The organism is Arthrobacter sp. 2762 (genome assembly GCF_040548745.1).
Lineage (GTDB): Bacteria > Actinomycetota > Actinomycetes > Actinomycetales > Micrococcaceae > Arthrobacter.
Map to the genome: position 1 here is coordinate 187552 of NZ_JBEPSI010000002.1, position 21951 is coordinate 209502.

The window sequence follows — 21951 nt, forward strand, 5'->3', positions numbered from 1 at the left end:
ATTGTTCAGCGCCGGATGGACCAGCGGACGGCCGCAAGCTGCTCAGCTGTCCGGGATTCCGGACTGTCGGCCTCTACGTTTCCCAGGATGAGGTCTGCGGCAAGTTCGGCGATGGCCGAGGACGTTTGGAATCCGTAGCCGCCCTGCCCGGCCAGCCAGAAGAAGCCCTTCGCTTCGGCGTCGAAACCAACCACCGGGATTCCGTCCGCAGCTTCTGTGCGCAACCCCGTCCACGCCCGGTCCACTGAACGAATGCCCAAGGTTGTCAGTGAGTTGAGCCTGCTGATGAGTTTGTCCACATCGCCGGCATAGGGTTTGGCGTCTTCGGCCCCGCTGGGCACGGTTTCCGATGGCGAGATGAGCACCTGATTGTCCTCGGCGCGGAAGTAGAACGAGTGATCGGCTGCAGCCACCATTGGCGTTTGCCGCGTCAGCGATTGCTCGACGTTCACAATCGCCGCAGTCCGCCGATATGGCTGCAGTCCCAGCTTCTCCACGCCACTGATGACGGCCAACTCGTCCGCCCACGCACCTGCGGCATTAACCACGACGGCGGACTGGAAACCTTCGGTTCCGGCACCCACCTGCCAGCCGCTTCCGAGCCTCTGGGCCGAGTGGACACGCGCACCGGTGATGATGTCGGCTCCGGCGGCTTCGGCCCTCGTCCGGTGATCTTCCAACAAGGCCGGTGCATTGCAACCAAACGAGCCATTGTCCAACCCTGCCGCCGTGAACGAGTCCGGCTTCAGGACGGGGCAGAGCTGCATGGCTTCTGCGTGGGTGATTGTATGCATGTTGCCGCTGGCCTCTGCCCGGACTGTTTCCTCATCGCCCACCAGCATGAAGCCACGTGGGGTAAGGACCGGCTCAGGACGTTCGGCATCGCGCGCCCTCATCATCTCCAAGGTCCGGACGGTGAGTTCCTGCACTATGGGCGGACCGTAACTCGGAATCAGCTGGCGGGCTGAGCGCGAGGAAGTGTGGAAGGCCAACGACTGCTCCGCCTCCACCAGTGCAACCGTGCACTTCCCTGCGAGCGCGGACGCCAGGGAAAGCCCCGCAATGCCGCCGCCAACGATTACCACGTCATAATTCGAAGCCATGGCTCCATCCTGTCAGAAGGCATGAGGGGTGCACAGATCGATCCTCTCCCACATCCAACCCCCAACGCCCCGATGTTCTCTCACATCCAACCCCCAACGCCCCGATGTTCTCTCCCTTGCGTCAAGAAAGTGAGAGAACACCGGGCCTAAAGCGGCGTGACGTGAGAGAACATCTGGCCTGACGCTGCAGGATGTGAGAGAACGTCGGGACGGTTAGGCGACCGCGGCGCGACTCTTCACGAACGCCTGAACGCATGCTTCGACGTCGTCGCTGCTGTGCGCGGCTGAAAGCTGGACGCGGATGCGGGCCGCTCCCTTCGGCACCACGGGGTAGCTGAAGGCGGTAACGAAGACACCGTGACCGAGCATCTCATCGGCAACCTTTGCTGCAATCACAGCATCACCGAACATCACGGGAATGATGGCGTGCTCGCCCTCGAGGAGTTCGAAGCCTTCCTCGCTCATGCGGCGGCGGAACAGGGCTGCGTTTTCGAACAGGCGGGTGCGGAGTTCACCGGATTCCTGGACGAGTTCGATCGCCTTGATGGTGGCGGCCACGATGGCCGGGGCGAGGGAGTTGGAGAAAAGGTACGGGCGGGCCTTCTGGCGCAGCATCGCGACGATTTCGCCGCGGCCTGAAACGTACCCGCCGGATGCCCCACCCAGGGCCTTGCCGAACGTGCCGGTGTAAATGTCCACGCGGTGGGAAACACCGGCGTGCTCGGGAGTACCGGCACCCGTGGGTCCCATGAAGCCGACGGCGTGGGAGTCGTCCACCATCACCAGGGCGTCGTGCTTCTCGGCGAGGTCGCAGATGGCTTCAAGCGGGGCGAGGTAGCCGTCCATGGAGAACACGCCATCGGTGACGATGATCTTGCGGCGGGAGCCCTCGGCCTCAACGAGCTTGGCCTCAAGGTCAGCCATGTCCTGGTTGGCGTAGCGGAAGCGCTTGGCCTTGCTCAGGCGGATGCCGTCGATGATGGATGCGTGGTTGAGGGAGTCCGAGATGATGGCGTCTTCCGGGCCGAAGAGGGACTCGAACACGCCGCCGTTGGCGTCGAAGCAGCTGGAGAACAGAATCGTGTCTTCGGTGCCCAAAAAGGCCGAGACACGGGCCTCAAGTTCCAGGTGAAGATCCTGGGTGCCGCAAATGAAGCGCACAGAGGCCATGCCAAAGCCGCGCTCGTCCATCGCGGCCTTGGCTGCGGCAATGATGTCCGGGTGGTCGGCAAGGCCCAGGTAGTTGTTCGCGCAGAAGTTCAGCACAGTGTTGGCTGGCTGGCCGAGTTGGCCGGCTGCGATGTGGCTGGCCTGTGGGGAGTCGATATGGCGCTCGGTCTTGAAGAGGCCGGCGCTGCGGATCTCGTCGAGTTCGCCTTGGAGTTGGTCTTTGATGGCTGAGTACATAGCGTGCTCCTGAGTACGTCGGGAAAGGTTCGGTGGCGGCAGCGGGGTTACAGTTCGGTCCAGTCGAGGACTACTTTGCCGCCGGTTCCGGCTCGGGCGATGTCGAAGCCCTTCTCCCAGTCGGCCGCCGACAGCTTGTCGGTAACCACAGCGGAGATGTTCCGGTGCAACACGGGGTTGGAAGAAAGCATGGCGCTCATCGCGTACCACGTCTCGAACATCTCCCGGCCATAGATGCCCTTGAGCGTGAGCATGTGGGTAACCACCTTGCCCCAGTCGATATCGATGGACTGGCTGGGAAGGCCCAGCATGGCGATCCGGCCGCCGTGGTTCATGTTGTCGATCATCTCAGGCAGTGCCGTGGGGTGTCCGGACATTTCCAGGCCGATGTCGAACCCTTCGCGCATACCCAGCTCCCGCTGTGCGTCGCGGACGCGCATTTTGGAAACGTCGACGGCGAGGTCAACGCCCATTTGACGGGCCAACTCCAGTCGCGGAGCGGATACGTCAGTGATGGCGATCTTGCGGGCGCCAGCATGGCGGGCGACGGCAATGGCCATCAGACCGATGGGTCCTGCGCCAGTGATGAGGACGTCCTCGCCCACCAAGGGGAAGCTCAGAGCTGTGTGGACGGCGTTGCCGAAGGGATCGAAGATGGCACCGAGTTCCGGCGTGACGGATTCGTCGTGGTGGACCCAGACGTTGGTCTCCGGAATGACCACATATTCGGCGAACGCGCCATCGCGCTGCACTCCAACGGAGACGGTGTGGATGCACATCTGGCGGCGTCCGGCACGGCAGTTGCGGCAGATTCCGCAGACCACGTGGCCTTCGCCGGAGACCCGGTCTCCTACTTTGACGTCACGGACGTCCTCGCCGATTTCCACTACTTCACCGTAGAACTCGTGGCCGGCGATGAGCGGCGTTTCGATGATGCTTTGGGCCCAGGCATCCCAGCTCTGGATGTGGAGGTCGGTACCGCAGATGCCCGTGGTCATGACACGGATCTTGACGTCGCCGGGTCCCGCTTCGGGCTCGGGACGGTCAACGAGTTCGAACCCTGCGTGTGGTCCGGATTTGTAGAGAGCCTTCATGGGATTCCTCACTGCTGGGGCTGCTTCGCTGCTGCTGACTCCATTAGAGCGCCGCTAACGATTTAGCACAACTAGATTCTTCTCAATCAACGATTTAGGATTTGCTAATGGAAATCCACCAGTTGCAGATGCTCCGTGAACTCGGCGACCTGGGGAGTGTTAAAGCTGTGGCCGAGACTCTTATGGTCACCCCATCGGCCGTTTCGCAACAGCTCGCGCTCCTGCAGAAATCGGTGGACGTTCCACTGACACGCAAGGAAGGCCGCGCCCTGGTGCTGACGGACGCCGGCAAGGTGCTCGCCGAGGCCGGTGCCGCCGTCGTGAACGCGATGGCGGATGCGCGGGCAGCGATCGGCGCCTATCACGACGCTCCGGGTGCGCCGGTGAGCGTCAGCGCCTTCCACAGTGCGGGGCAGGCGCTGTTCGCGCCGTTGGCAGCGTTGTTGGCGTCCGACGGCGGGAAGTCGCCTCGTCTGCGGCTGTCTGATGAGGACGTGGCCCAGGAAGATTTCCCGGGCTTGGTTGCCCGCTACGACCTCGTCCTGGCACACAGGATGGATAACAGCCCGCCATGGCCCGGGGACAAAGTGGCCGTGATCCCGTTGGCGGACGAACCCCTGGACGTCGCCCTACCCGCGGACCACCCACTGGCATCCCGGCGCGAACTGAAGCCGTCCGACGTCGTGGGTGAAACCTGGGTGACCAGCCGCGATGGCTACTCCCCCGCGGATGTGCTCGCCGCCGTCGTTGCGGTGAGTGGACGGCCCGCCGAAGTGCTGCACCGCATCAACGACTACTCAACTGTTGCCGCGCTTGTCGCGGCGGGCGGCGCGATCGGACTTCTGCCAAGGTTCACTGCGCGGCGCGTCCTGGATGCCGGCGTTGTGCTGCGGCCCCTTTCCGGCGTGAACTCGGTGCGCAAGATCGACATCCTCGCCCGGCCGGAAACGCTGAAACGGAAATCGGTCATGACGGTTTGCGAGTCACTTCAAACCGTCATGACCGAACTTATCGAGCTATCCAGCCCCCGCTAGTTGGGTGTGTTGCGTGTCAGGGCGGGTTGTCCGGCGTCGAAGTACTCCACTAGCTCGGCGGGGAGCTCCGGTACCTCCCGAGCCGAGCCGTCGTCGCGCAACGATTCGGCGGCGAGGATGCCGGCCACTACCGCCTGTCGCGCTGCAATCGGGCTTGTCTGGGTCCGTCCGCCTTCGGAGGCAAAGCGCAGGAACTCCTCAATCAGGCGAGGGTCCGCACCGCCGTGGCCACCTTCGCCGTCCTCAATAGTGATCACCTCGTCTGGTGCCGCGTAGCCGGAAGTCCGGCTGGTCCAGACGTTGATGGTGTTCCCCGGGCCGTCGCCGAAGTTCTCGATTCTGCCCTTGGTGCCGATGATGGTGTAGTTGCGCCAGTAATCGGGTGTGAAGTGGCACTGCTGGTAGGAGGCCAGCACGCCGTTGTCCAGGACCATGTTCATCATGGAAATGTCCTCGACGTCGATTACCTCAGCCAGGTCTTTCTGCTCCGTGGGGGGCCAGTTGTCCATCGAGAACCATTCGCCCATGCGCTTGCCGGAGTTGTCGCTGCGGTTGGTGACGTTGCCATAGACCGCAAGATCGCCGACGGCGGCAACCCGCTTGGTGTACCCGTCGGCAAGCCAGTGGATCACATCGATATCGTGCGCACCTTTTTGGAGGAGCAACGAGGTGACATTTGCGCGCTGGGCATGCCAGTCCTTGAAGTAGTAGTCCCCACCATCGCCCACAAAGTGCCGGCACCAGATGGCCTTGACCTCACCGATCCTGCCCTCCTGAATGATGTGGCGCATCTGTACTACAACGGGCATGTGCCGCATGTTGTGTCCAACATACAAGCGCGTTCCGGTCTCGTACGCCGTCTTCAGGATCAGGTCCGCGGCCTCCACGGTGATATCCAGCGGCTTTTCGCAGAAGGTCGCAATGCCCGCCTTGAGCGTACGGACCGCGACGGCGGCATGCTGGTTATCGGGGGTCAACACCAGGACGGCGTCAAGGTCGCTGGCGAGCACTTCCTCGAGATCGCTGGTGATGCGGGCCGAGGGGATGCTCGCCGCGGCGTCCGCCCGTCCCCTCTCGCTCACGTCACAGACGAGGGTGACTTCAGAGCCCTTGCCCGGCTTATGGGCGTGTCTCCACAACCCGGAGCGCAGGCCGAAACCCACGATGCCGACCTTCAAATCCTTTTCCATGAGGTGCAATTTCCTTCTGCTGGTTCGTTTAATAAAGTCTGGTTGCGGAGCTGCGGTGGGGTGCCGATTCGCGCACGAACAGGTGCCACGGGAAGTCCAGGACCGCGGGCTCGCGCTTGGCGTCAGGCGTAGCGGGTGACGTGGCCCGCTGCAAGAGCAGCCGGGCAAGCTTGCCGAAGAAATCCACGGGGCCCACAGTGCTGAGCGACGGCGACATCCTCTCCCCCTCCACCGTGTTGCCCACACCGATGATGTCCACGTCCACACCAACGGCGAGCCCAAGCCGTTGGGCGGCGTTGATGGCTGCGACCGCGGCGAAGTCCGTGGTGGCGTAGATGGCAGTAGGCCGGTCCGGCAGGCTGAGCAGCCGCGTTGTGGCAGCATACGCACCGGCAGACGTGCCATCGAAGAGGCCCACATAATCCTCGTTTTCCGGGATGCCGGCTTCCACCAAGGCATCTGAGTAGGCCCGGTAGCGGGTGCCGCCCGAGGCGCCCGCAGCCGTCGCAGGGGTGAGGCAAGCGATCCTCCGATGGCCGTGGAGGAGGTGCTCCACGGCCATGCGGCAACCCGGGCCTGCAATAGACCTGATGACGTCAAAGCCTTCGGGTTCAAGCCCTTCGTCGAAAACCACCAGCGTGGTCCCGTGCTCCGCGAGCTGCCGAAGGGCGTCCCGTTGCTCAGGTCGGACTGCGTCCACGAACACGGCGTCCGCGTTATGCGTGCCCAGGACCTTCACCCAGTCGGCGTCGCCAAGGATCATCGGCGTGATCCCCAACGGAGCAGCCGCCTTTTGCACGGCCTCGATGACGGATAACGACCAAGGATCGGACAGCATCGTCAATGACAGGATGACGGTGTTCGTCCGCCCTGTCCGGATAGCCCGGGCAGCCTGGTTGGGGCGATAGCCGAGCCGCTCGGCAACAGCCTTGACCTTCTCCGCCGTCGGATCCGAAACTCCCGGTCCCGCATCGCCCCGGCGACCCGACAACACATAGGAAACCGTGGCGGTGGAAACACCCGCGAGTTCGGCCACCATGCGGATGGTGGGCCGGACTCCCGTGTTACTCGCTTTTGCCATGATTTCCCCCTGCTTGTTTGTGTCTGATGTCGCCTTGTTTTTTGAGGCTAGCTCCTGAACGCGGGAGCAGCGGGATCCAACGCGGCCTGGTATTCGTCGCGCATCTTGTCACCACCTTCGCTCTTCCAGCGCTTGACCGCGTCCTTGAGTTCATCGATCTTGGCCCGTCCGGTGATGATGTCCACCACCTTGTCGCGGAGCTGTTTGGTGATCTTCGCCCCCACCTTGGCGTTCGTATCGGAGTAGGAACCATTGGTGGGGTTGCGCCATGCGAGCTCCAGCAATTTTTCTTCCTGCTGGCTGACATAGCGGGTGTCGTCGTCGAATCCCGGATTGAAGATGACGTTCTCCGGGCTGGACATGATGTTCAACGCCGAAACCAAACCGGGCGCATTCGTGGTTCCAGTCTCCGTACGCACCGGGTTGCCCGAACCATCCAGGATGTAGTCCTGGCCGAGCTCCCCGAAGTTCTTCTGCATGTACTCCACCGTGCCGAAGGGTGCCGACAGGTAGTTGATGAGGGCCAGAAGTTCGCGGATCTTGTCCTCCCCAGCCTTCTTGAACGGCGTGAAACCCACCGTCCCGTAGCCCATGTCGTAGGTTGGCTTGACCTTCCCGTCGGCGCTGAACGGAATAAGGATGTCGAACTTGGCAGTCTTGTTCAGTGCCCGGTAGCTGCGGAGGTCATGGGGACCCACCACCACCTGCGCGGCAACACTGCCATTGGCAACGCGGGAACGAATGTCCGTGGCCTTGGAATCCGGGTAGAAAACGCCGGCTGCGAACATCTTGGCGGTGAACTCCACGCCGGCCATGTACTCATCAGTTTCGTACAAGTGCGTCAGCGTACGGTCCTTGTTGATGGCCCAGCTGTTCGGGGCGCCAAACCACTCGGTAACCATGTGCAGAGCATTGATATACGCGGGCTCCAGGGCATACTTCTGATCGCCAGGACGGGTCAGTTCCTTGGCCTTGTCCAGGAACTCGTCAGCGCTCGAAGCCTCAAAACCACCTACTTGTGCCCATGCGTCGTGGTTGCCCAGGTACACCTGGCCGAACGGGGTGCTCGGGATGGGCGCTCCCCAGATCTTGCCGTTCACGACGGCGGTCTTCCAGGAATCGGGCTTCAGCGCGGCCAGGTTGGGGTACTCGAGCACAGCGTCGCCTGAGAGATAGGGCGTCAGGTCCTGGAACTTCGCTTCGAGCATCGGGCCCACATTGGGAATTCCCTGGTTCGGTGGCACCCACATCATGTCCGGCAGTTCATTGCTGGCAAGGACAGTGGCGAACTTGGCTGGATAGCCGTCTCCAATGTCCTCGGCGATCTGCAGTTCCAGGTCACCGCCGAGCTTGGCGTTGAGGCGTTGCCAGAAGGGGTTGTCCTTCAGACCGGGGCTCATGGTGTCGAAGGTTTCCGTCAGACCGGTCACCTTGCCCTTAAGCGGCGGAGTCTTCACGGACTGCACAGCGGTGGGCAGCTTGAAGTAGCCGGCCTGCACGCCTTTAGCGTTACCGGCAAGGTCCGGAGTCACACCGGTGAATTCCTTGTAGGTGGGCAGCTTGACCGAAGCGGAGGCCGCTGCGCCTCCGCTGCTCGCAGCTCCCCCACCCCCACAAGCAGACAGGCCGACGGCGGTGACGGCCAGGCCTGCGAGGCCAAGGAAGCCGCGACGGCTGAATCCAGCCTGTCCTGAGGTAGTGCTCGTCATGGCATAACCCTTTCTGGTTATTTACTGGTAGGTGATGCTGTTCTTGTTGCAGGCAGGCCGCGGGAGCGGCTAACCCTTCACGGCGCCGGTGATGACGCCCTTGGAAAAGTGCTTTTGGAGGAACGGGTAAACCATCAGGATGGGAACCAGCGCCACCACGACTACAGCCATCTGGATGGATTGCGGCGGAGGTGTGGTGGTGATTCCCAGCCGGTCTGCCGCCCCGCTGCCCTGGACTACAAAGTTGCGGAGCAGCAACTGGATGGGCCATTTGCTGTGGTCATTGATGTAGAGCAGTGCGTTGAAGAACGAGTTCCAGAAACCAACGGCATAGAACAAACCGACCACCGCGATGACGGCCTTGGACAGCGGCATGACGATCCGCCACAGGATCTGCCAGTCGTTGGCACCATCGATCCTGGCGCTTTCGATCAATTCGCCCGGGATATTCATGAAGAACGAGCGCATCACCACAAAGTTGAAGGCGCCGAATATTCCAGGGAGGATCAGCGACCACAGGGAATCCAGCAGCCCGAGCTGTCGAATCATGAGGAAGGACGGGATGAGGCCCGGCGCGAACAAGAGCGTGAACAACACCGCGAGTACCACGGGGCGGCCGAAGAGGACTGATCGGCTGGTGGCGTACGCCATGGTGATGGTGACGAACAGCGCCAGGATGGTGCCCACGGCGGTGATGAGCATGCTCACGCCGAGGGATTGCAGAACCATGGGGCCTTTGAAGATCGTGGCGTAAGCCTCCAAGGTGGGCCGCTCAGGCCAGAGCACGAATCCACCGGCCTGCACGAGTTGTTCAGTGTCCGCCAATGACGTGGACACCACCAAGAGGATCGGCGTCAGGATGGACAGGCTGAAAAGGACGAGGACAACGGCCTTTACCGTCTGGTAGAGAGGAGAAGGGCGTTCCTTCCATACGGGTCGTTTGGGGTTGTAGCTCAATTCCCGCGATTTCCTCGTGAAAAGTGATGTTGCCATGGGGGTTCTCCTTGTGCAGCAGCCGTGTGGGCTCAGCGTGCTTGCTTAGCAAAAATTCCGTCTTCGCCGAAGCGGTGGGCAAGTTTATTGGCGCCGTAGATCAGCAGGGCACTGACCACACCCTTCGCCAGGCCCGCTGCGGCACCTGAACTCCAGCCGCCACCGACCACACCGGTGTAGTAGGTAAAGGTGTCCAGCACTTCCGCTGCCCCTGCACCCACGGCGTCGCGTTGGAGGATGAACTGCTCAAAACCGACGGAAAGTATGTCGCCAATGCGCAGGATCAGGAGGAGCACGATCACCGGCCTTAGCCCAGGCAAGGTGATGTGCCACATCCTGCGCCAACGTCCCGCACCGTCAGCAGCCGCTGCCTCATACAAAGAGGCATCAATGCTTGCCAGGGCAGCGAGGAAGATGATCATTGCCCAGCCGGCGTCCTTCCAGATCATCTGGACAACCACCATGATGGGGAACGTCTCTGGATTGGTCATGAACGGAATTGGATCCATGCCCATATCGCGAAGCAGGTTGTTGACGAAGCCCGCACCGCCCAACATCTGCTGGAAGAATGCGATCACCAGGACCCAGGACAAGAAGTGCGGCAGGTAGGCGATGCTCTGGAAAATCCTGCGGACCCGCGTGCTGATCAGTGAGTCCACAATCAGTGCAAGCACCAGCGGCACCGGGAAAAGGAAAACCAGCTGCCACGCCGCAAGGTAGAGCGTGTTCCAGAACGCGTGGATGAAGTCGGGGTTGCCGAACAGGTCCACAAAGTTCTGCCAGCCAACAAAGAGGCTGTCCCCGATGCCGAGGTAGGGCTGGTAGTCCTGGAACGCGATGACGTTGCCCAGGATCGGGATGTAGAAGAAGAGCAGCAGGAAAGCAACACCCGGGAGCATCATCAGGAGCATCTGCTTATCGCGCCTCAGCCTCGAACGGAAGCTTTGCTGGGGTGCCCTGTTGCCCTTGCGCCTCCCCATGCCGGATTTTCCGGGCAATGGCTCCGGGACGCGGCGCGCTTCCGGCAAAGCCGGAGCTTGTTGCGTCGTCGAGTTCATGCTGTCTCCTCAGTGCTGGGGCAAGGGTTCTCAATGTTGATTGAAGAGTGTGATTCAAAACACGCTCGTTAACCGTTTAACAAACCATAAACGACACCCTTCCCGTTTGCAAGATCATGATTGAAACTGACGATAGAAATCAGTTTTGATCATTATTGGCGTTGTGGCCCACCCCACTAAGATTGATGGAGAACCGCAGAGGGAAGGTTGATATGGCAGATTGCTGCAGCCCGGGCGCCGGCGCCCGGGAAAACACGGCACCCGGACTGGCGCTCCCACTACGCGCGGCGGGCGGACACCGGAACCCGACGGCCGGCGTCGTACGTTCCGGCAACGACGCCGTGACGGCGGTTAATGGCGACGTCGAGATCCCCTCCGGGACTTTCGCCATGGGCGATCCTTTTGGCGAAGGCTACGACGGCGACGGCGAGACGCCAGTCCACGAAGTGTCCGTTTCCGGATTCACCATCAGCGCCACCACGGTCACCAACACGGAGTTCGCGGCATTCGTGGATGCCACAGGGCACAGCACGGAATCTGAAGAGTTCGGGACGTCTGCGGTGTTCCATCTTGCAGTCAAGGCCGAGCCGCACGACATCCTGAACAGGGTCAACAACGTCCCTTGGTGGCTCAACGTGCGTGGCGCAGACTGGGCCCACCCGGCCGGACCCCTCTCCCACTGGACGGACATCCCGGACCATCCAGTGACGCACGTGTCCTTCAACGACGCCTTGGCCTACTGCGCGTGGGCGGGGCGACGACTGCCCACCGAAGCGGAATGGGAGTATGCAGCCCGGGGCGGTGCGGCCGGACGGCGCTATCCATGGGGCAACGAACTTCACAATGACAGCGCCGAAGGCAGCGCCCGGCACAACTGCAACATCTGGCAGGGCGAGTTTCCGGTGCGTAACGACGTCGAGGACGGCCACCTCACCACCGCGCCGGCCAGGTCCTTCGCCCCGAACGGCTACGGGCTGTACCAGACCAGCGGCAATGTGTGGGAGTGGTGCAGCGATTGGTTCCTGCCCAAGTACTACAAGACGTGCCTGACCGCCGGAACCGTAGAAGACCCGCAGGGCCCAACGATTGGCCGCGGAAGGGTCATGCGCGGCGGCTCATACCTTTGCCACGATTCCTACTGCAACCGTTACCGGCTGGCCGCGCGGAGTTCCAACACGCCTGACTCGGCAAGCGCCAACCTCGGATTCAGGACCGTGGCGCTCTAAGGTTCCCGGGTCGGACGAGGATAATCGTCAGTTGATGATTTCGCCGCGCTCATCAGCAAGAATTGCCGCCAGGCGTTCCTTCCACGCTCGCAGCGCCTCGGGTTCCAGCCGTTTCCAATCAGTGACTTCGCCCAGCACCCTGAGCGGGGCCGTGCTGCGGTATGAGCGGGTGGGGTTGCCGGGGAATTTCTTGTCAGTCACGTTGGGGTCGTCCTCGAATGGCCCGGTCGGCTCGACGGCGTAAACGCGCGGCTCAGTGTCACCAGCCGCAAGTTCGGCAGCCAGTCCCGCGCCATCCCGCAGGGCAGTGAAGTAGATGTGGTTCATCACGACCTCGGGACGGTAGTTCGATCTGAAGCCCGCGCTCAGGAGATCACCTTCCCGAAGGTTGGCTTTCGTGCCATGAAAGAACGGACCCTCGTCCAAGTGTTGATTCACAGTTACACCCTAATCGCAGAGCGCGCGGGCCAACTGGTTATAGTCCCTGATGTCCGCGCCCCTTGAGGCCGTGGCCTTTGAGGACGGCCGGAAGCTCACCGGCCACAATGCGCTGCGCCGTCACGGTGTCACCGTCCTTGGTACCTGCTATCCGGACGGTGTCGCCGGCCTTGAGTTCCGCCGCGGTAGCCGAAGGCAGCGTGGGCTTGCCCTTGCCGTTGCGCAATTCTGAGAGGTCAGTGGGCATGCGTGAGATGCGGGTCCCGGAGTTGATCGCATAGCTCTGCGTGAAGCCATCCTCGCTCTTGACGGTGATGGCAGAATCGCTCACGGACTCGATCTTGCCGGCCTGCGTGACCACAGTGCGGAAGGTACCGTCCTGCTCTTTCACAACGTGCTCGCCATGGATCCCATGGGCGCGCCCCTCAGCGCGCTTGGCGCCGTCAGATGCGGAGGGACTTGGTGAGGCAGTGGCGCTCGACGGCGAGGGGCTGGGTTGGTTGCCTGCCCACACTGCGGCTGCCCCGCCGCCGGTCAGGGCGACGGCGATGCCGGTGGCGATAAGGGCCTTGCGAAGGCCCGGTGTAATGGTGGCCATGCATCCATTCTGCCCCCGTTACACAAAAAAGTAGCTCGCAGTTGTGGTTGTTCTGAGCTCTCAAAACAACCACAACTGCGAGCTACTTGGGCAATTTGCCGCCGGATCTAGCCTTCGACGCCGAGCTTTTCCAGGATCAGTTCGCGTACACGGCCGGCGTCGGCCTGGCCACGCGTTGCCTTCATGACACCGCCCACAATTGCGCCAATGGCCTGGACCTTGCCACCACGGATCTTCTCCGCGACGTCAGGCTGTGCCGCAAGGGCGGCGTCGATGGCTTCCAGCAGCGGACCGTCGTCGGAAACCACCGCGAGGCCGCGCTTTTCAACGATCTCGGCCGGTGTACCTTCGCCGGCAAGAACGCCGTCCAGGACCTGCGTGGCCATCTTGTTGTTGATCTTGCCGTCCTCGACGAGCTTGTTCAGCTCGACGATGACCTGCGGTGTGACACCCAGAGCGGAAGGATCGACGTCGGCAACCTTGGCGCGGCCAACGATTTCACCCATCCACCATTTCCGGGCAACGTCTGCGCTGGCACCGGCTGCGATGGTTTCCTCGATCGAGTCCATGACGCCGGCGTTGACCACATCGCGGAACTCCAGATCCGAGTAGCCCCAGGCTTCCTTGAGCCGCTTGCGGCGTTCGGCCGGCGGCTCCGGAAGGGTGGCACGAAGCTCCTCCACCCACTCACGGGAGGCGACCACCGGAACCAGGTCCGGCTCGGGGAAGTAGCGGTAATCGTCGGCGTCGGACTTGGCGCGGCCCGACGTCGTCGAACGCGTGTCCTCGTGCCAGTGTCGCGTCTCCTGGATCACCGGCTGGCCGGAGTCCAAGACGGCAGCGTGGCGCTGGATCTCGTAACGAACGGCGTGCTCGACCGCGCGCAGCGAGTTAACGTTCTTCGTCTCCGAGCGGATGCCGAAGCGTTCCTGGCCGTGCGGGCGCAGGGAAACGTTGGCGTCGCAGCGGACGTTGCCGCGTTCCATCTTGGCGTCCGAAACACCAAGGTTCTTCACGATTTCGCGGACTGCGGCAACGTAGGCCTTGGCCAGCTCCGGGGCACGGCTTCCGGCACCCTGGATCGGCTTGGTGACGATTTCCACCAACGGAACACCCGAACGGTTGTAGTCCACCAGCGAGTAGTCGGCGCCCTGGATGCGGCCCGCAGAACCACCCATGTGGGTGAGCTTTCCGGCGTCCTCTTCCATGTGGGCACGCTCGATCTCGACGCGGAAGATGGTGCCATCCTCAAGCTCGATGTCGAGGTAACCGTCGTACGCGATCGGCTCGTCATACTGCGAAGTCTGGAAGTTCTTCGGGGTGTCCGGGTAGAAGTAGTTCTTCCGGGCGAAGCGGCAGTACTCGGCGATCTTGCAGTTCAGGGCAAGGCCGATCTTGATGGAAGACTCCACAGCCGTCTTGTTCACCACCGGGAGGACGCCGGGCATGCCGAGATCCACCTCGTTGACGTTGGTGTTCGGCTCATCGCCGAAGACGTTCGGTGCGGAGGAGAACATCTTGGTCTTGGTGTTGAGCTCCACGTGGACCTCGAAACCCAGAACAGGATCGTACTTCTCCATGGCCTCTTCGAAGCTCAGGGTTGCGTCGACGGACATTAGTTTGAACCTCCGGCGGAGTTGGATGCGGCACCGAGAGCGGGTGTCTTCAATTCAGGAGCCTGGGCAAGAAGCGGGCCGCCCCACTTTTCTTCCAGGATGGATTCAAGCACAGCACCTACGCGGTACAGGCGGGCATCCTGGCGGGCAGGGGCCAGCAGCTGCACGCCAACGGGCAAGCCGTCCTCGTCAGCCAGGCCACCGGGCAGCGATAAGCCCGGGATACCAGCCATATTGGCGGGGATCGTGGCGACGTCGTTCAGGTACATGGCCAGAGGATCGTTCGCCTTCTCCCCCAGTTTGAACGCTGTGGTGGGAGCCGTAGGCGAAATCAGGACATCCGCCTTCGAGAACGCGGCGTCGAAGTCGCGCTGAATAAGCGTGCGGACCTTCTGCGCCGAACCGTAGTAGGCGTCGTAATAGCCAGCGCTCAGGGCGTAGGTGCCCAGGATGATGCGGCGCTTGACCTCATCACCAAAGCCGGCGGCGCGGGTTGCACCCATGACGCGCTCGATCGTCATTGGGCCGTCCTTGGGCAGGGCACGCAAGCCATACCGAACGCCGTCGAACTTGGCCAGGTTGCTGGACGCCTCGGACGGCATGATCAGGTAGTAAGCGCCCAGGGCGTACTTCAGGTTGGGGCAGGAAACCTCAACGATTTCCGCGCCGGCATCCTTCAGCAACTGAAGGGACTCGTTAAAACGGTTCTCGACGCCGGCCTGATAGCCCTCGCCGTGCAGCTCCTTGATGATGCCGATCTTCATTCCAGCAACGTTGCCGACGCGGGCAGCAGCGGCCAGGTTGTCGAAGGGATCGGTCAGGGACGTGGAATCGAACGGATCATGGCCGCCGATGACTTCCTGCAACAGAGCCGCGTCCAGCACCGTGCGGGACACCGGGCCAATCTGGTCCAGCGAGGACGCCATGGCAATCGCGCCGTAGCGGGAAACTGCACCATACGTCGGCTTGACGCCGACGGTTCCGGTGACAGCACCGGGCTGGCGGATCGATCCACCGGTGTCAGTGCCCAGCGCCAGCGGCGCTTCAAAAGCAGCGACGGCGGCAGCCGAGCCACCGCCTGAACCGCCAGGAATGCGGTCCAGGTCCCAAGGGTTGCGGGTGGGCCCGTACGCCGAATGCTCCGTGGAGGAACCCATGGCGAACTCGTCAAGGTTGGTCTTGCCGAGGATGGGCATCTTGGCCGCGCGCAGCTTCTTCACCACGGTGGCGTCATAGGGGCTGTGCCAGCCCTCAAGGATCTTCGAACCAGCCGTCGTCGGCTGGCCGATCGTCACGATCAAGTCCTTCACCGCGATCGGCACTCCGGCCAGGGCATGAAGTTCCCCGGCAGCGGCGCCACCGGCGGCACGCGCAGCGTCAACCTCGGCCGCAACAGCCAGGGCTTCCTCCGTATTAACGTGCAGGAACGCGTTAATCTGGCCGTCCACGTCAGCAATACGGTCAAGGTGGGCCTGCGTCACTTCAACAGCGGAAACCTCGCGGGCAGCAAGCTTCGCAGCAAGATCGGCAGCGGAGTGGCGAATGAGTTCGTTCTTCAGCTCAGTCATGGTAATTAGTCCTCATCCAGGATTGCCGGGACCTTGAAACGGTTCTCGTAAGCATCCGGAGCGCCGGACAACGCCTGCTCAGCCGTAAACGTGTGGCCCACGACGTCCTCACGGAACACGTTGGTCAGTGGAATCGGGTGGGACGTGGCCGGGACATCCTCCCCGGCGGCTTCGCTGACGGACTTCACCGAATCCACGATGACGGCAAGCTCAACCGCCATCCTGTCCAACTCTTCGGCACTCATTTCAATGTGAGCCAGACGCGCAAGATGCGCGACGTCGTCACGGTTGATCGCAGCCATGGATCTCCCCTGCAAAGTTCAAATGGTTTTCCGAACCAGTCTACTTGGCTGTAGGTCGGCTTCGAACTGATGCGCTGACCCCGCTAGGCGGTAGGTTGCCTTTGGCGGCTCTCCCTTAACGCCAAATCGCTGGTCCGCCGCTCAATTCGCCGTTGCTGAACGGCGAATTGGCAGCGAACCCGCGAACTCGTCACGCAAGAAGGCGCTCGGATTTGGGTTGGGGTGGGCTTGTTTCGGGTCAGCCCATGCCGATTGCGCCGGTCAGGACTCCGACGGCAAGCATGACGATCGAGATGACTGCAGTGCGCCAGAGGACCTTCTTGTGGTGGTCGCCCAGGTCTACCTTTGCCAGCGACACCAACAGCAGGATCGCAGGGACCAGGGGGCTCTGGAGGTGGAACGGCTGGCCAGTGATGGAAGCGCGGGCCATGTCCGCTGCGCCGACGCCGTAGTGGGCTGCGGTTTCGCTGAGGACCGGAAGTACACCGAAGTAGAAGGCGTCGTTGCTCATGAAGAAGGTCATCGGAATGCTGAGCACGCCGGTGATGACTGCCATGAACGGACCCATGTCCGCGGGGATGATCTGGACGAGCCACTCGGACATTGCCTTGACCATGCCGGTGCCGTTGAGGACACCGGTGAGGACTGCAGCGGCCATGACCATGCTGACGACGGCGACGATCGACGGTGCGTGGGCGATCAGCTGGGCGCCCTGGTCCTTGACCTTGGGGAAGTTGACCAGCAGTGCGATGGCCGAGCCCACCATGAAGACGAACGGGAGCGGGACGATGTTCGCTACCAGGGTGACCATGACGGCGACCGTGAGCCCCAAGTTGAACCAGAACAGTTTGGGACGCAGCGTGGTGCGGTTGGGATCCAGAGCGGTGTCAGCCATGGCGGTGTCGTGATCGTCCACCAGCTCTTCAGTACGTTCAAGAACTGCGACGCCGGCGCCTCCGCCGGTTACCGGCTTGGGTGCGGTGCGGCCAAAGCCGAAGCGGCCCTTGCTGACGCCCGAACCACCAGTACCAGCACCGGTGGCGGCCGAACCGCCGCGGCCAGTGCCGCCGTCGAACGCGTCGGAAGGATTGGCGACGTCGCCCCAGATTTCGGGCGCGGTGGTGCGGAGGCGGTTACGTTCCTGCAGACCGAGCAGCCAGGAGAAGACGAGCACGACGATAAGGCCAACGATGAGGGACGGGACCATGGGGACGAAGACGTCGTTGACGTCCAGCTTCAGTGCGGTTGCAGCGCGGGCTGTGGGTCCGCCCCACGGCAGGATGTTCATGGTGCCGTTGGCGAGGCCGGCCACGCAGGTCAGGACAACGGGACTCATCTTCAGGCGCAGGTAGACCGGCAGCATGGCGGCGGTGGTGAGGATGAAGGTGGTTGAGCCGTCACCGTCCAGGGAGACTGCCGCGGCGAGGATAGCTGTGCCCAGGACTACCTTGGCAGGATCGTTCCCGAGCTTGCGCAGAATGAACTTCACCAGGGGGTCGAACAGCCCGACGTCGATCATCAGGCCGAAGTAGATGATGGCGAACATGAGGAGCGCGGCCGTGGAGGTCATGGACTTCATCGAGTCCATGACCATGGGGCCTATGCCCAAGCCGGCCCCCGCGAAGAGGCCAAAGATGGTGGGGACGATGATCAGCGCCAAGACGGGCGTCAACTTTTTGGTCATGATCAGGACCATGAATACCGCAATCATTGCGAATCCAAGCAAAACCAGCACGGCCGGCTCCTTACTACTGTGAATGGCACCACTTCGATGTGATGCGCACTACAGACGTTATAGTGGCGCCCGTCACGGGCTGGGGTTTCCGGGAATTGTTGGGAATACTGATCATTGCGAGCGTTTTGCTCATTGTGCTCAGTGCTTCAATGGAGCTGGAGGAAAGGAGTAAGGGTGCCGCGCTTTACCAGGGTCAGTATGCGTTTCTCCACCCAGACACTCCTCCTCCAACTGGGGGTAGTTCTTCTTGTGGTGCTCCTGAGCGGTGCCGTCCACGCGTGGCTGGTCTACGAACGGATCGGCGACGAAGCCGAAAACCAGGCGCTCACCCTGGCCCGCACAGTTGCGGCGGATCCCGACATCAGGGAAGACGTCGAGGCAATCAGCAAAGAAGAAGGAACGCCGCCGCCCAGCGTTCTTGCCGCCGGCCCCTTGCAGGGAGCGGCAGAAGCGGCCCGGATCCGCACTGGGGCCCTCTTCGTGGTCATCACGGACGAAACCGGGCTCCGGTTGGCCCACCCGGAAATTGCGCGGCTCGGTGAACGGGTGAGCACAGATCCCTCCGTAGCATTGGCCGGCCAGGAGATCACCACCCGCAACACGGGCACTTTGGGTCCATCGGCGGGGGCCAAGGTGCCGGTGTACGCACCCTCATCCGGCGGCGCTGCAACCGCTGGCACCATCGTGGGCGAAGTGAGCGTGGGTTACTCCATGGAGTCCCTCAGCAAGAGCCTGGCACAGGACATTGTGCCCATTGCCCTGACCGCGGGCGGCGCACTCCTGGCTGGCGTCCTCGCTTCATTCCTGCTCCGGCGGCGCCTGCAACGCCTCACGTTGGGCTTGGAACCAGAGGAAATCAGCACCCTCGTCCACGACCAAGTGGCAGTGCTCCAAGGCGTGGACGAGGGCGTGATCGGGATCGCCGCGGACGGACGCATCTCCGTGTTCAACGCAGCTGCCGCCAGACTCCTGGACCTGCCCGACGCCACCGGCCAGGACTGGGCAACGGCCAACGTTCCTGTGTCACTCAAGCAACTCACACAACCGGCAGCCCGTGACGCCGAAGCCGTGGAACTCGTAGCCGGCGGACGGGTCCTGGTGGCCAGTGCCCGCAAGGCCTGGCACCGCAAGGAAGACCTCGGCTGGGTGGTCATGCTCCGCGACCGCACCGAACTGCAACAACTGACCCGCCAGTTGGACGCGGTGGGAACCATGTCCACCGCCCTGCGCGCCCAGCGGCACGAATTCGCCAACCAACTCCACACCATTGCCGGCTTCATGAGCATCGGCCAACACGAGCAAGCCAAGGAATACCTGGCCCGGATCTCCGCCACAGGGCCGCTGAAGTTCCCTGTAGAGCAGGCGGAACTCCTTCAGGACACATACTTGCAGGCTTTTGTCGGCGCCAAGAGTGTAGAGGCTTCCGAACGAGGAGTGGCACTGCGGATCGGGCCGGAAACGCTGGTCCGCGGACACGTGGCCGATCCCCAGGACGTCACTACAGTGCTCGGCAACCTGATCGACAACGCCGTGAGTGCCGCCGTCGCCGGTTCCGCTTCGGAGCGCTGGGTAGAACTTGAGTTGCTTGACGATGCCGGCCAGGATAGCGGAACGCTGCACATCGTCGTCGGCGATTCCGGGGACGGTTTGGGTGGCCTGGAACCCGAGGAAGTCTTTGCCGAAGGATTCACGACGTCGGAACAACCGGTACGCCCGGGGGCCGGACAAGGTTTGGGCTTGGCATTGGTGCGGCAATTGGCCCGGCGCAAGGGTGGGGACGTCCGCGTCCTGGAGACCGGCAGGAAAGGCGGCCCCGGAGCCGTTTTCATGGCGACAATACCTGGCGTGATGGGGCGAGCGGCCGACGGCGGCGCTGAAGCCCCAACCGGCACGGCACCTGGCACGGAAGCCGGTACGACAATGCGGGAGGACAGCAGTGGCTGAGGATTTGAGGGTGCTCATAGTGGACGATGATTTCCACGTTGCCAGACTGCATGCAGCCTACGTGGACTCGGTAGCCGGATTCATGGCGCTCGCTCCGGCCGGTTCGGTGTCCCAGGCTCTGCAGGCGATCCACAGCCTGCGTCCTGATTTGGTATTGCTGGACGTCTACCTGCCAGATGGTTCAGGGCTTGATTTGCTGGGCCAGCTGGACATCGATGCGATCATGCTGACAGCGGCCTCTGATGCACCGTCCATCAGGGTTGCGATTCGGCGCGGCGCCCTGGGGTACTTGTTGAAGCCGTTCACAGCGGAATCCTTGTCCCAGCAGCTGAGGTCCTATGCACGGTATCGCCGGATCCTTGGGCAGCAAACGGGTGTTGACCAGACCACCATTGAGCGTGCCAAACGGGCACTGATCCCAGGTGACGTGACGCCCACGCAAAAGCCACGCTCGGCAACCGAAGCCGCGGTCCTGGAATCGCTGCTTCCCGGCGAACAGTACTCAGCCGCCGAAGTCGCAGACCGGGTGGGCGTTTCCCGGGCGACCGCGCAGAGGTACCTGTCCTCGCTTGCCGACGACGGCGCCGTCGAAATCCAATTACGCTACGGAAGCACGGGCCGCCCGGAACACCGCTACGGCATTCCGGGCTAGCCGTCCAGGTCGCAGTTGAGGCCGTTATGAGCCGTCAAAACGACCCCAACTGCGACTCAGTTGGGTGAACTAGGCGGACTTCTGCGCGACGAGCTCGATCTCCACCAGCATCTTGGAATCCAGGAATGGCAGCACGTGCACCAGGGCCAGGGTGGGACGGATCTCACCGAAAACCTCGCCGTGGGCCCGGCCAGCGTCTTCCCACTTGCTGATGTCCGTCAGGTACAGCTTGGACTGAACGACGTCCTCATAGGAGAACCCGGCTTCTTCCAGGACCGCTCCGAGCTTCTCAAGGATGTATTTGGTCTGCGAGTAGAAGTCATCGCCGACAATGCCATCAGGCCCACTGGCAGCCGTGGCAGAAATGAAGAGTGTGTTGTCCACCTGGACCGCGCGGGAGTATCCCAGGGTCTGTTCCCAGACGGAACCCGTGCCATATGTCTTGCGCATGCCGTGCCTTTCCTGATCGCTGTGCCCGTCCCGGTTTGTACAAACCTAGCGGGGTTTACGAAAGAAAACTTTATGACTGTGGGAGGTCCAGCCTGTAAACGAACAGCTTTATGTCGGTGCCGGGGACGAACCAGTCGCGGTGCGGAGCGCGGGCAAAACCGGTCCGGGCGTAGAGGGCATTGGCACTCTCCCACGTGGCTCCCGTGGTGAGGGAGACAGCACCAATGCCGTCCATCGCTTTGGCTTGCTCGACGACGGCCTGCACCAAAGCCCGTCCGGCGCCGGAACGCTGCACCGCGGGATCTACTACAAGGGTGCGCAGTTCCAGTTCGTCGTCCAGGCCGATGTCAGAGAAACCGCCACCCGCTGGTGCTGCCGTGACGGAACCGATCACCTGGCCGTTCCGTTCAGCAACGAAGATCTCGGCGTGCTCCGCGCGCGCTGCCACGTCCTGGAGTTGCTGCAGGTACGGGTGGTCCGCGCTGCCGTAGTACCCCGCGGTGACGTATGAATCCTGCGTGATGCGGGCAACGTCGTCGTAGTCTTCGGGCAGGGCTGGGCGGACAGTAATCGACGAATGCACTTATCAATGGTAGTGGCGCGGTCACCGCACCACACGCCAAACAGCCCTTTCCGTGACCGAACTATCAGTCCGCCGCTGAATTCCCGACGGCGGATTTGTTGCGTCATGTTGATGAGGCCGGGTATCGCCGGGCTGCTTTTCTGTTGCCTTCTGTGGCGCTTGATTGAGTC

Annotated in this window: 20 protein-coding genes; 4 read left to right on the top strand and 16 right to left on the bottom strand. The window is 62.4% G+C overall.

The window, feature by feature from the left end; translation table 11 throughout:
- Positions 1–5: 5 nt before the first annotated feature.
- The 3 genes from ABIE18_RS04970 to tdh form a co-directional block, all read right to left on the bottom strand.
- Positions 6–1103, bottom strand: coding sequence for an NAD(P)/FAD-dependent oxidoreductase (locus tag ABIE18_RS04970; protein WP_499721535.1), 1098 nt, complete (start codon positions 1101–1103; stop codon positions 6–8).
- 213 nt (positions 1104–1316) lie between these two features.
- Positions 1317–2510 (bottom strand): glycine C-acetyltransferase, encoded by a 1194-nt coding sequence (locus ABIE18_RS04975; protein WP_499721536.1) that lies wholly within the window; start codon positions 2508–2510, stop codon positions 1317–1319.
- 47 nt (positions 2511–2557) lie between these two features.
- Positions 2558–3604: an L-threonine 3-dehydrogenase gene (tdh, locus tag ABIE18_RS04980; protein ID WP_431119291.1), complete on the bottom strand. Its 1047-nt coding sequence runs from the start codon at positions 3602–3604 to the stop codon at positions 2558–2560.
- 107 nt (positions 3605–3711) lie between these two features.
- Here tdh and ABIE18_RS04985 point away from each other — a divergent pair, with 107 nt between their 5' ends.
- Positions 3712–4638, top strand: a complete 927-nt coding sequence (locus ABIE18_RS04985; RefSeq protein ID WP_499721537.1) for a LysR family transcriptional regulator — start codon at positions 3712–3714, stop codon at positions 4636–4638.
- Here ABIE18_RS04985 and ABIE18_RS04990 read toward each other — a convergent pair.
- From ABIE18_RS04990 to ABIE18_RS05010, 5 genes are all read right to left on the bottom strand, one after another.
- On the bottom strand, positions 4635–5828 hold the full coding sequence (locus ABIE18_RS04990; protein ID WP_499721538.1) for a Gfo/Idh/MocA family protein: 1194 nt from the start codon (positions 5826–5828) through the stop codon (positions 4635–4637). The two genes, ABIE18_RS04985 and ABIE18_RS04990, sit on opposite strands and share 4 nt — an antisense overlap.
- A gap of 28 nt (positions 5829–5856) precedes the next feature.
- Complete coding sequence (locus ABIE18_RS04995; protein WP_499721539.1) at positions 5857–6909, bottom strand: LacI family DNA-binding transcriptional regulator; 1053 nt, start codon at positions 6907–6909, stop codon at positions 5857–5859.
- Positions 6910–6956: 47 nt separating this feature from the next.
- Positions 6957–8618: a type 2 periplasmic-binding domain-containing protein gene (locus ABIE18_RS05000; RefSeq protein WP_499721540.1), complete on the bottom strand. Its 1662-nt coding sequence runs from the start codon at positions 8616–8618 to the stop codon at positions 6957–6959.
- 69 nt (positions 8619–8687) lie between these two features.
- On the bottom strand, positions 8688–9611 hold the full coding sequence (locus tag ABIE18_RS05005; RefSeq protein WP_499721541.1) for a carbohydrate ABC transporter permease: 924 nt from the start codon (positions 9609–9611) through the stop codon (positions 8688–8690).
- Positions 9612–9643: 32 nt separating this feature from the next.
- Positions 9644–10669: an ABC transporter permease gene (locus ABIE18_RS05010; protein ID WP_499721543.1), complete on the bottom strand. Its 1026-nt coding sequence runs from the start codon at positions 10667–10669 to the stop codon at positions 9644–9646.
- Between the two features lie 212 nt (positions 10670–10881).
- On the opposite strand from ABIE18_RS05010, the gene ABIE18_RS05015 reads away from it, so the two are divergent.
- Positions 10882–11895: a formylglycine-generating enzyme family protein gene (locus tag ABIE18_RS05015; RefSeq protein WP_499721544.1), complete on the top strand. Its 1014-nt coding sequence runs from the start codon at positions 10882–10884 to the stop codon at positions 11893–11895.
- A 27-nt stretch (positions 11896–11922) separates the two neighbouring features.
- Here the strand turns inward: ABIE18_RS05015 and arr are convergent, their stop codons facing one another.
- The 6 genes from arr to ABIE18_RS05045 form a co-directional block, all read right to left on the bottom strand.
- Positions 11923–12333: an NAD(+)--rifampin ADP-ribosyltransferase gene (arr, locus tag ABIE18_RS05020; protein WP_499721545.1), complete on the bottom strand. Its 411-nt coding sequence runs from the start codon at positions 12331–12333 to the stop codon at positions 11923–11925.
- A gap of 37 nt (positions 12334–12370) precedes the next feature.
- The gene (locus ABIE18_RS05025; RefSeq protein WP_499721546.1) at positions 12371–12931 is read right to left on the bottom strand and encodes a DUF5666 domain-containing protein; all 561 of its coding nucleotides are present in this window, start codon (positions 12929–12931) and stop codon (positions 12371–12373) included.
- A 107-nt stretch (positions 12932–13038) separates the two neighbouring features.
- Entirely contained in the window at positions 13039–14547 is a 1509-nt protein-coding gene (gene gatB, locus ABIE18_RS05030; RefSeq protein WP_499721547.1) for an Asp-tRNA(Asn)/Glu-tRNA(Gln) amidotransferase subunit GatB, read from the bottom strand.
- Positions 14547–16115: an Asp-tRNA(Asn)/Glu-tRNA(Gln) amidotransferase subunit GatA gene (gatA, locus tag ABIE18_RS05035; protein WP_477513710.1), complete on the bottom strand. Its 1569-nt coding sequence runs from the start codon at positions 16113–16115 to the stop codon at positions 14547–14549. The genes gatB and gatA overlap by 1 nt, the downstream gene beginning before the upstream one ends.
- 5 nt (positions 16116–16120) lie before the next feature.
- The gene (gene gatC, locus ABIE18_RS05040; protein ID WP_017199363.1) at positions 16121–16417 is read right to left on the bottom strand and encodes an Asp-tRNA(Asn)/Glu-tRNA(Gln) amidotransferase subunit GatC; all 297 of its coding nucleotides are present in this window, start codon (positions 16415–16417) and stop codon (positions 16121–16123) included.
- A gap of 238 nt (positions 16418–16655) precedes the next feature.
- Complete coding sequence (locus tag ABIE18_RS05045) at positions 16656–18152, bottom strand: CitMHS family transporter (RefSeq protein ID WP_499721548.1); 1497 nt, start codon at positions 18150–18152, stop codon at positions 16656–16658.
- A 198-nt stretch (positions 18153–18350) separates the two neighbouring features.
- On the opposite strand from ABIE18_RS05045, the gene ABIE18_RS05050 reads away from it, so the two are divergent.
- Entirely contained in the window at positions 18351–20096 is a 1746-nt protein-coding gene (locus ABIE18_RS05050; protein ID WP_499721870.1) for a sensor histidine kinase, read from the top strand.
- A complete protein-coding gene (locus ABIE18_RS05055; RefSeq protein WP_431119273.1) occupies positions 20089–20748 on the top strand; it encodes a response regulator in 660 nt (219 codons plus the stop codon). Before ABIE18_RS05050 ends, ABIE18_RS05055 begins: the two co-directional genes overlap by 8 nt.
- A 69-nt stretch (positions 20749–20817) precedes the next feature.
- Here the strand turns inward: ABIE18_RS05055 and ABIE18_RS05060 are convergent, their stop codons facing one another.
- Both ABIE18_RS05060 and ABIE18_RS05065 read right to left on the bottom strand, forming a co-directional pair.
- Positions 20818–21198 carry a RidA family protein gene (locus tag ABIE18_RS05060; RefSeq protein ID WP_223948469.1) on the bottom strand — a complete coding sequence of 127 codons (381 nt, stop codon included), beginning with the start codon at positions 21196–21198 and terminating at the stop codon, positions 20818–20820.
- Positions 21199–21268: 70 nt separating this feature from the next.
- Entirely contained in the window at positions 21269–21781 is a 513-nt protein-coding gene (locus tag ABIE18_RS05065) for a GNAT family N-acetyltransferase (protein ID WP_499721549.1), read from the bottom strand.
- Positions 21782–21951 lie beyond the last annotated feature (170 nt).

What these genes read in the sequence shown, in the direction of transcription:
- ABIE18_RS04970 (WP_499721535.1), bottom strand. Translation starts at nt 1,103, where the DNA reads ATGGCTTCGAATTATGACGTGGTAATCGTTGGCGGCGGCATTGCGGGG.
- ABIE18_RS04975 (WP_499721536.1), bottom strand. Translation starts at nt 2,510, where the DNA reads ATGTACTCAGCCATCAAAGACCAACTCCAAGGCGAACTCGACGAGATC.
- tdh (WP_431119291.1), bottom strand. Translation starts at nt 3,604, where the DNA reads ATGAAGGCTCTCTACAAATCCGGACCACACGCAGGGTTCGAACTCGTT.
- ABIE18_RS04985 (WP_499721537.1), top strand. Translation starts at nt 3,712, where the DNA reads ATGGAAATCCACCAGTTGCAGATGCTCCGTGAACTCGGCGACCTGGGG.
- ABIE18_RS04990 (WP_499721538.1), bottom strand. Translation starts at nt 5,828, where the DNA reads ATGGAAAAGGATTTGAAGGTCGGCATCGTGGGTTTCGGCCTGCGCTCC.
- ABIE18_RS04995 (WP_499721539.1), bottom strand. Translation starts at nt 6,909, where the DNA reads ATGGCAAAAGCGAGTAACACGGGAGTCCGGCCCACCATCCGCATGGTG.
- ABIE18_RS05000 (WP_499721540.1), bottom strand. Translation starts at nt 8,618, where the DNA reads ATGACGAGCACTACCTCAGGACAGGCTGGATTCAGCCGTCGCGGCTTC.
- ABIE18_RS05005 (WP_499721541.1), bottom strand. Translation starts at nt 9,611, where the DNA reads ATGGCAACATCACTTTTCACGAGGAAATCGCGGGAATTGAGCTACAAC.
- ABIE18_RS05010 (WP_499721543.1), bottom strand. Translation starts at nt 10,669, where the DNA reads ATGAACTCGACGACGCAACAAGCTCCGGCTTTGCCGGAAGCGCGCCGC.
- ABIE18_RS05015 (WP_499721544.1), top strand. Translation starts at nt 10,882, where the DNA reads ATGGCAGATTGCTGCAGCCCGGGCGCCGGCGCCCGGGAAAACACGGCA.
- ABIE18_RS05025 (WP_499721546.1), bottom strand. Translation starts at nt 12,931, where the DNA reads ATGGCCACCATTACACCGGGCCTTCGCAAGGCCCTTATCGCCACCGGC.
- gatB (WP_499721547.1), bottom strand. Translation starts at nt 14,547, where the DNA reads ATGTCCGTCGACGCAACCCTGAGCTTCGAAGAGGCCATGGAGAAGTAC.
- gatA (WP_477513710.1), bottom strand. Translation starts at nt 16,115, where the DNA reads ATGACTGAGCTGAAGAACGAACTCATTCGCCACTCCGCTGCCGATCTT.
- gatC (WP_017199363.1), bottom strand. Translation starts at nt 16,417, where the DNA reads ATGGCTGCGATCAACCGTGACGACGTCGCGCATCTTGCGCGTCTGGCT.
- ABIE18_RS05050 (WP_499721870.1), top strand. Translation starts at nt 18,351, where the DNA reads ATGCGTTTCTCCACCCAGACACTCCTCCTCCAACTGGGGGTAGTTCTT.
- ABIE18_RS05060 (WP_223948469.1), bottom strand. Translation starts at nt 21,198, where the DNA reads ATGCGCAAGACATATGGCACGGGTTCCGTCTGGGAACAGACCCTGGGA.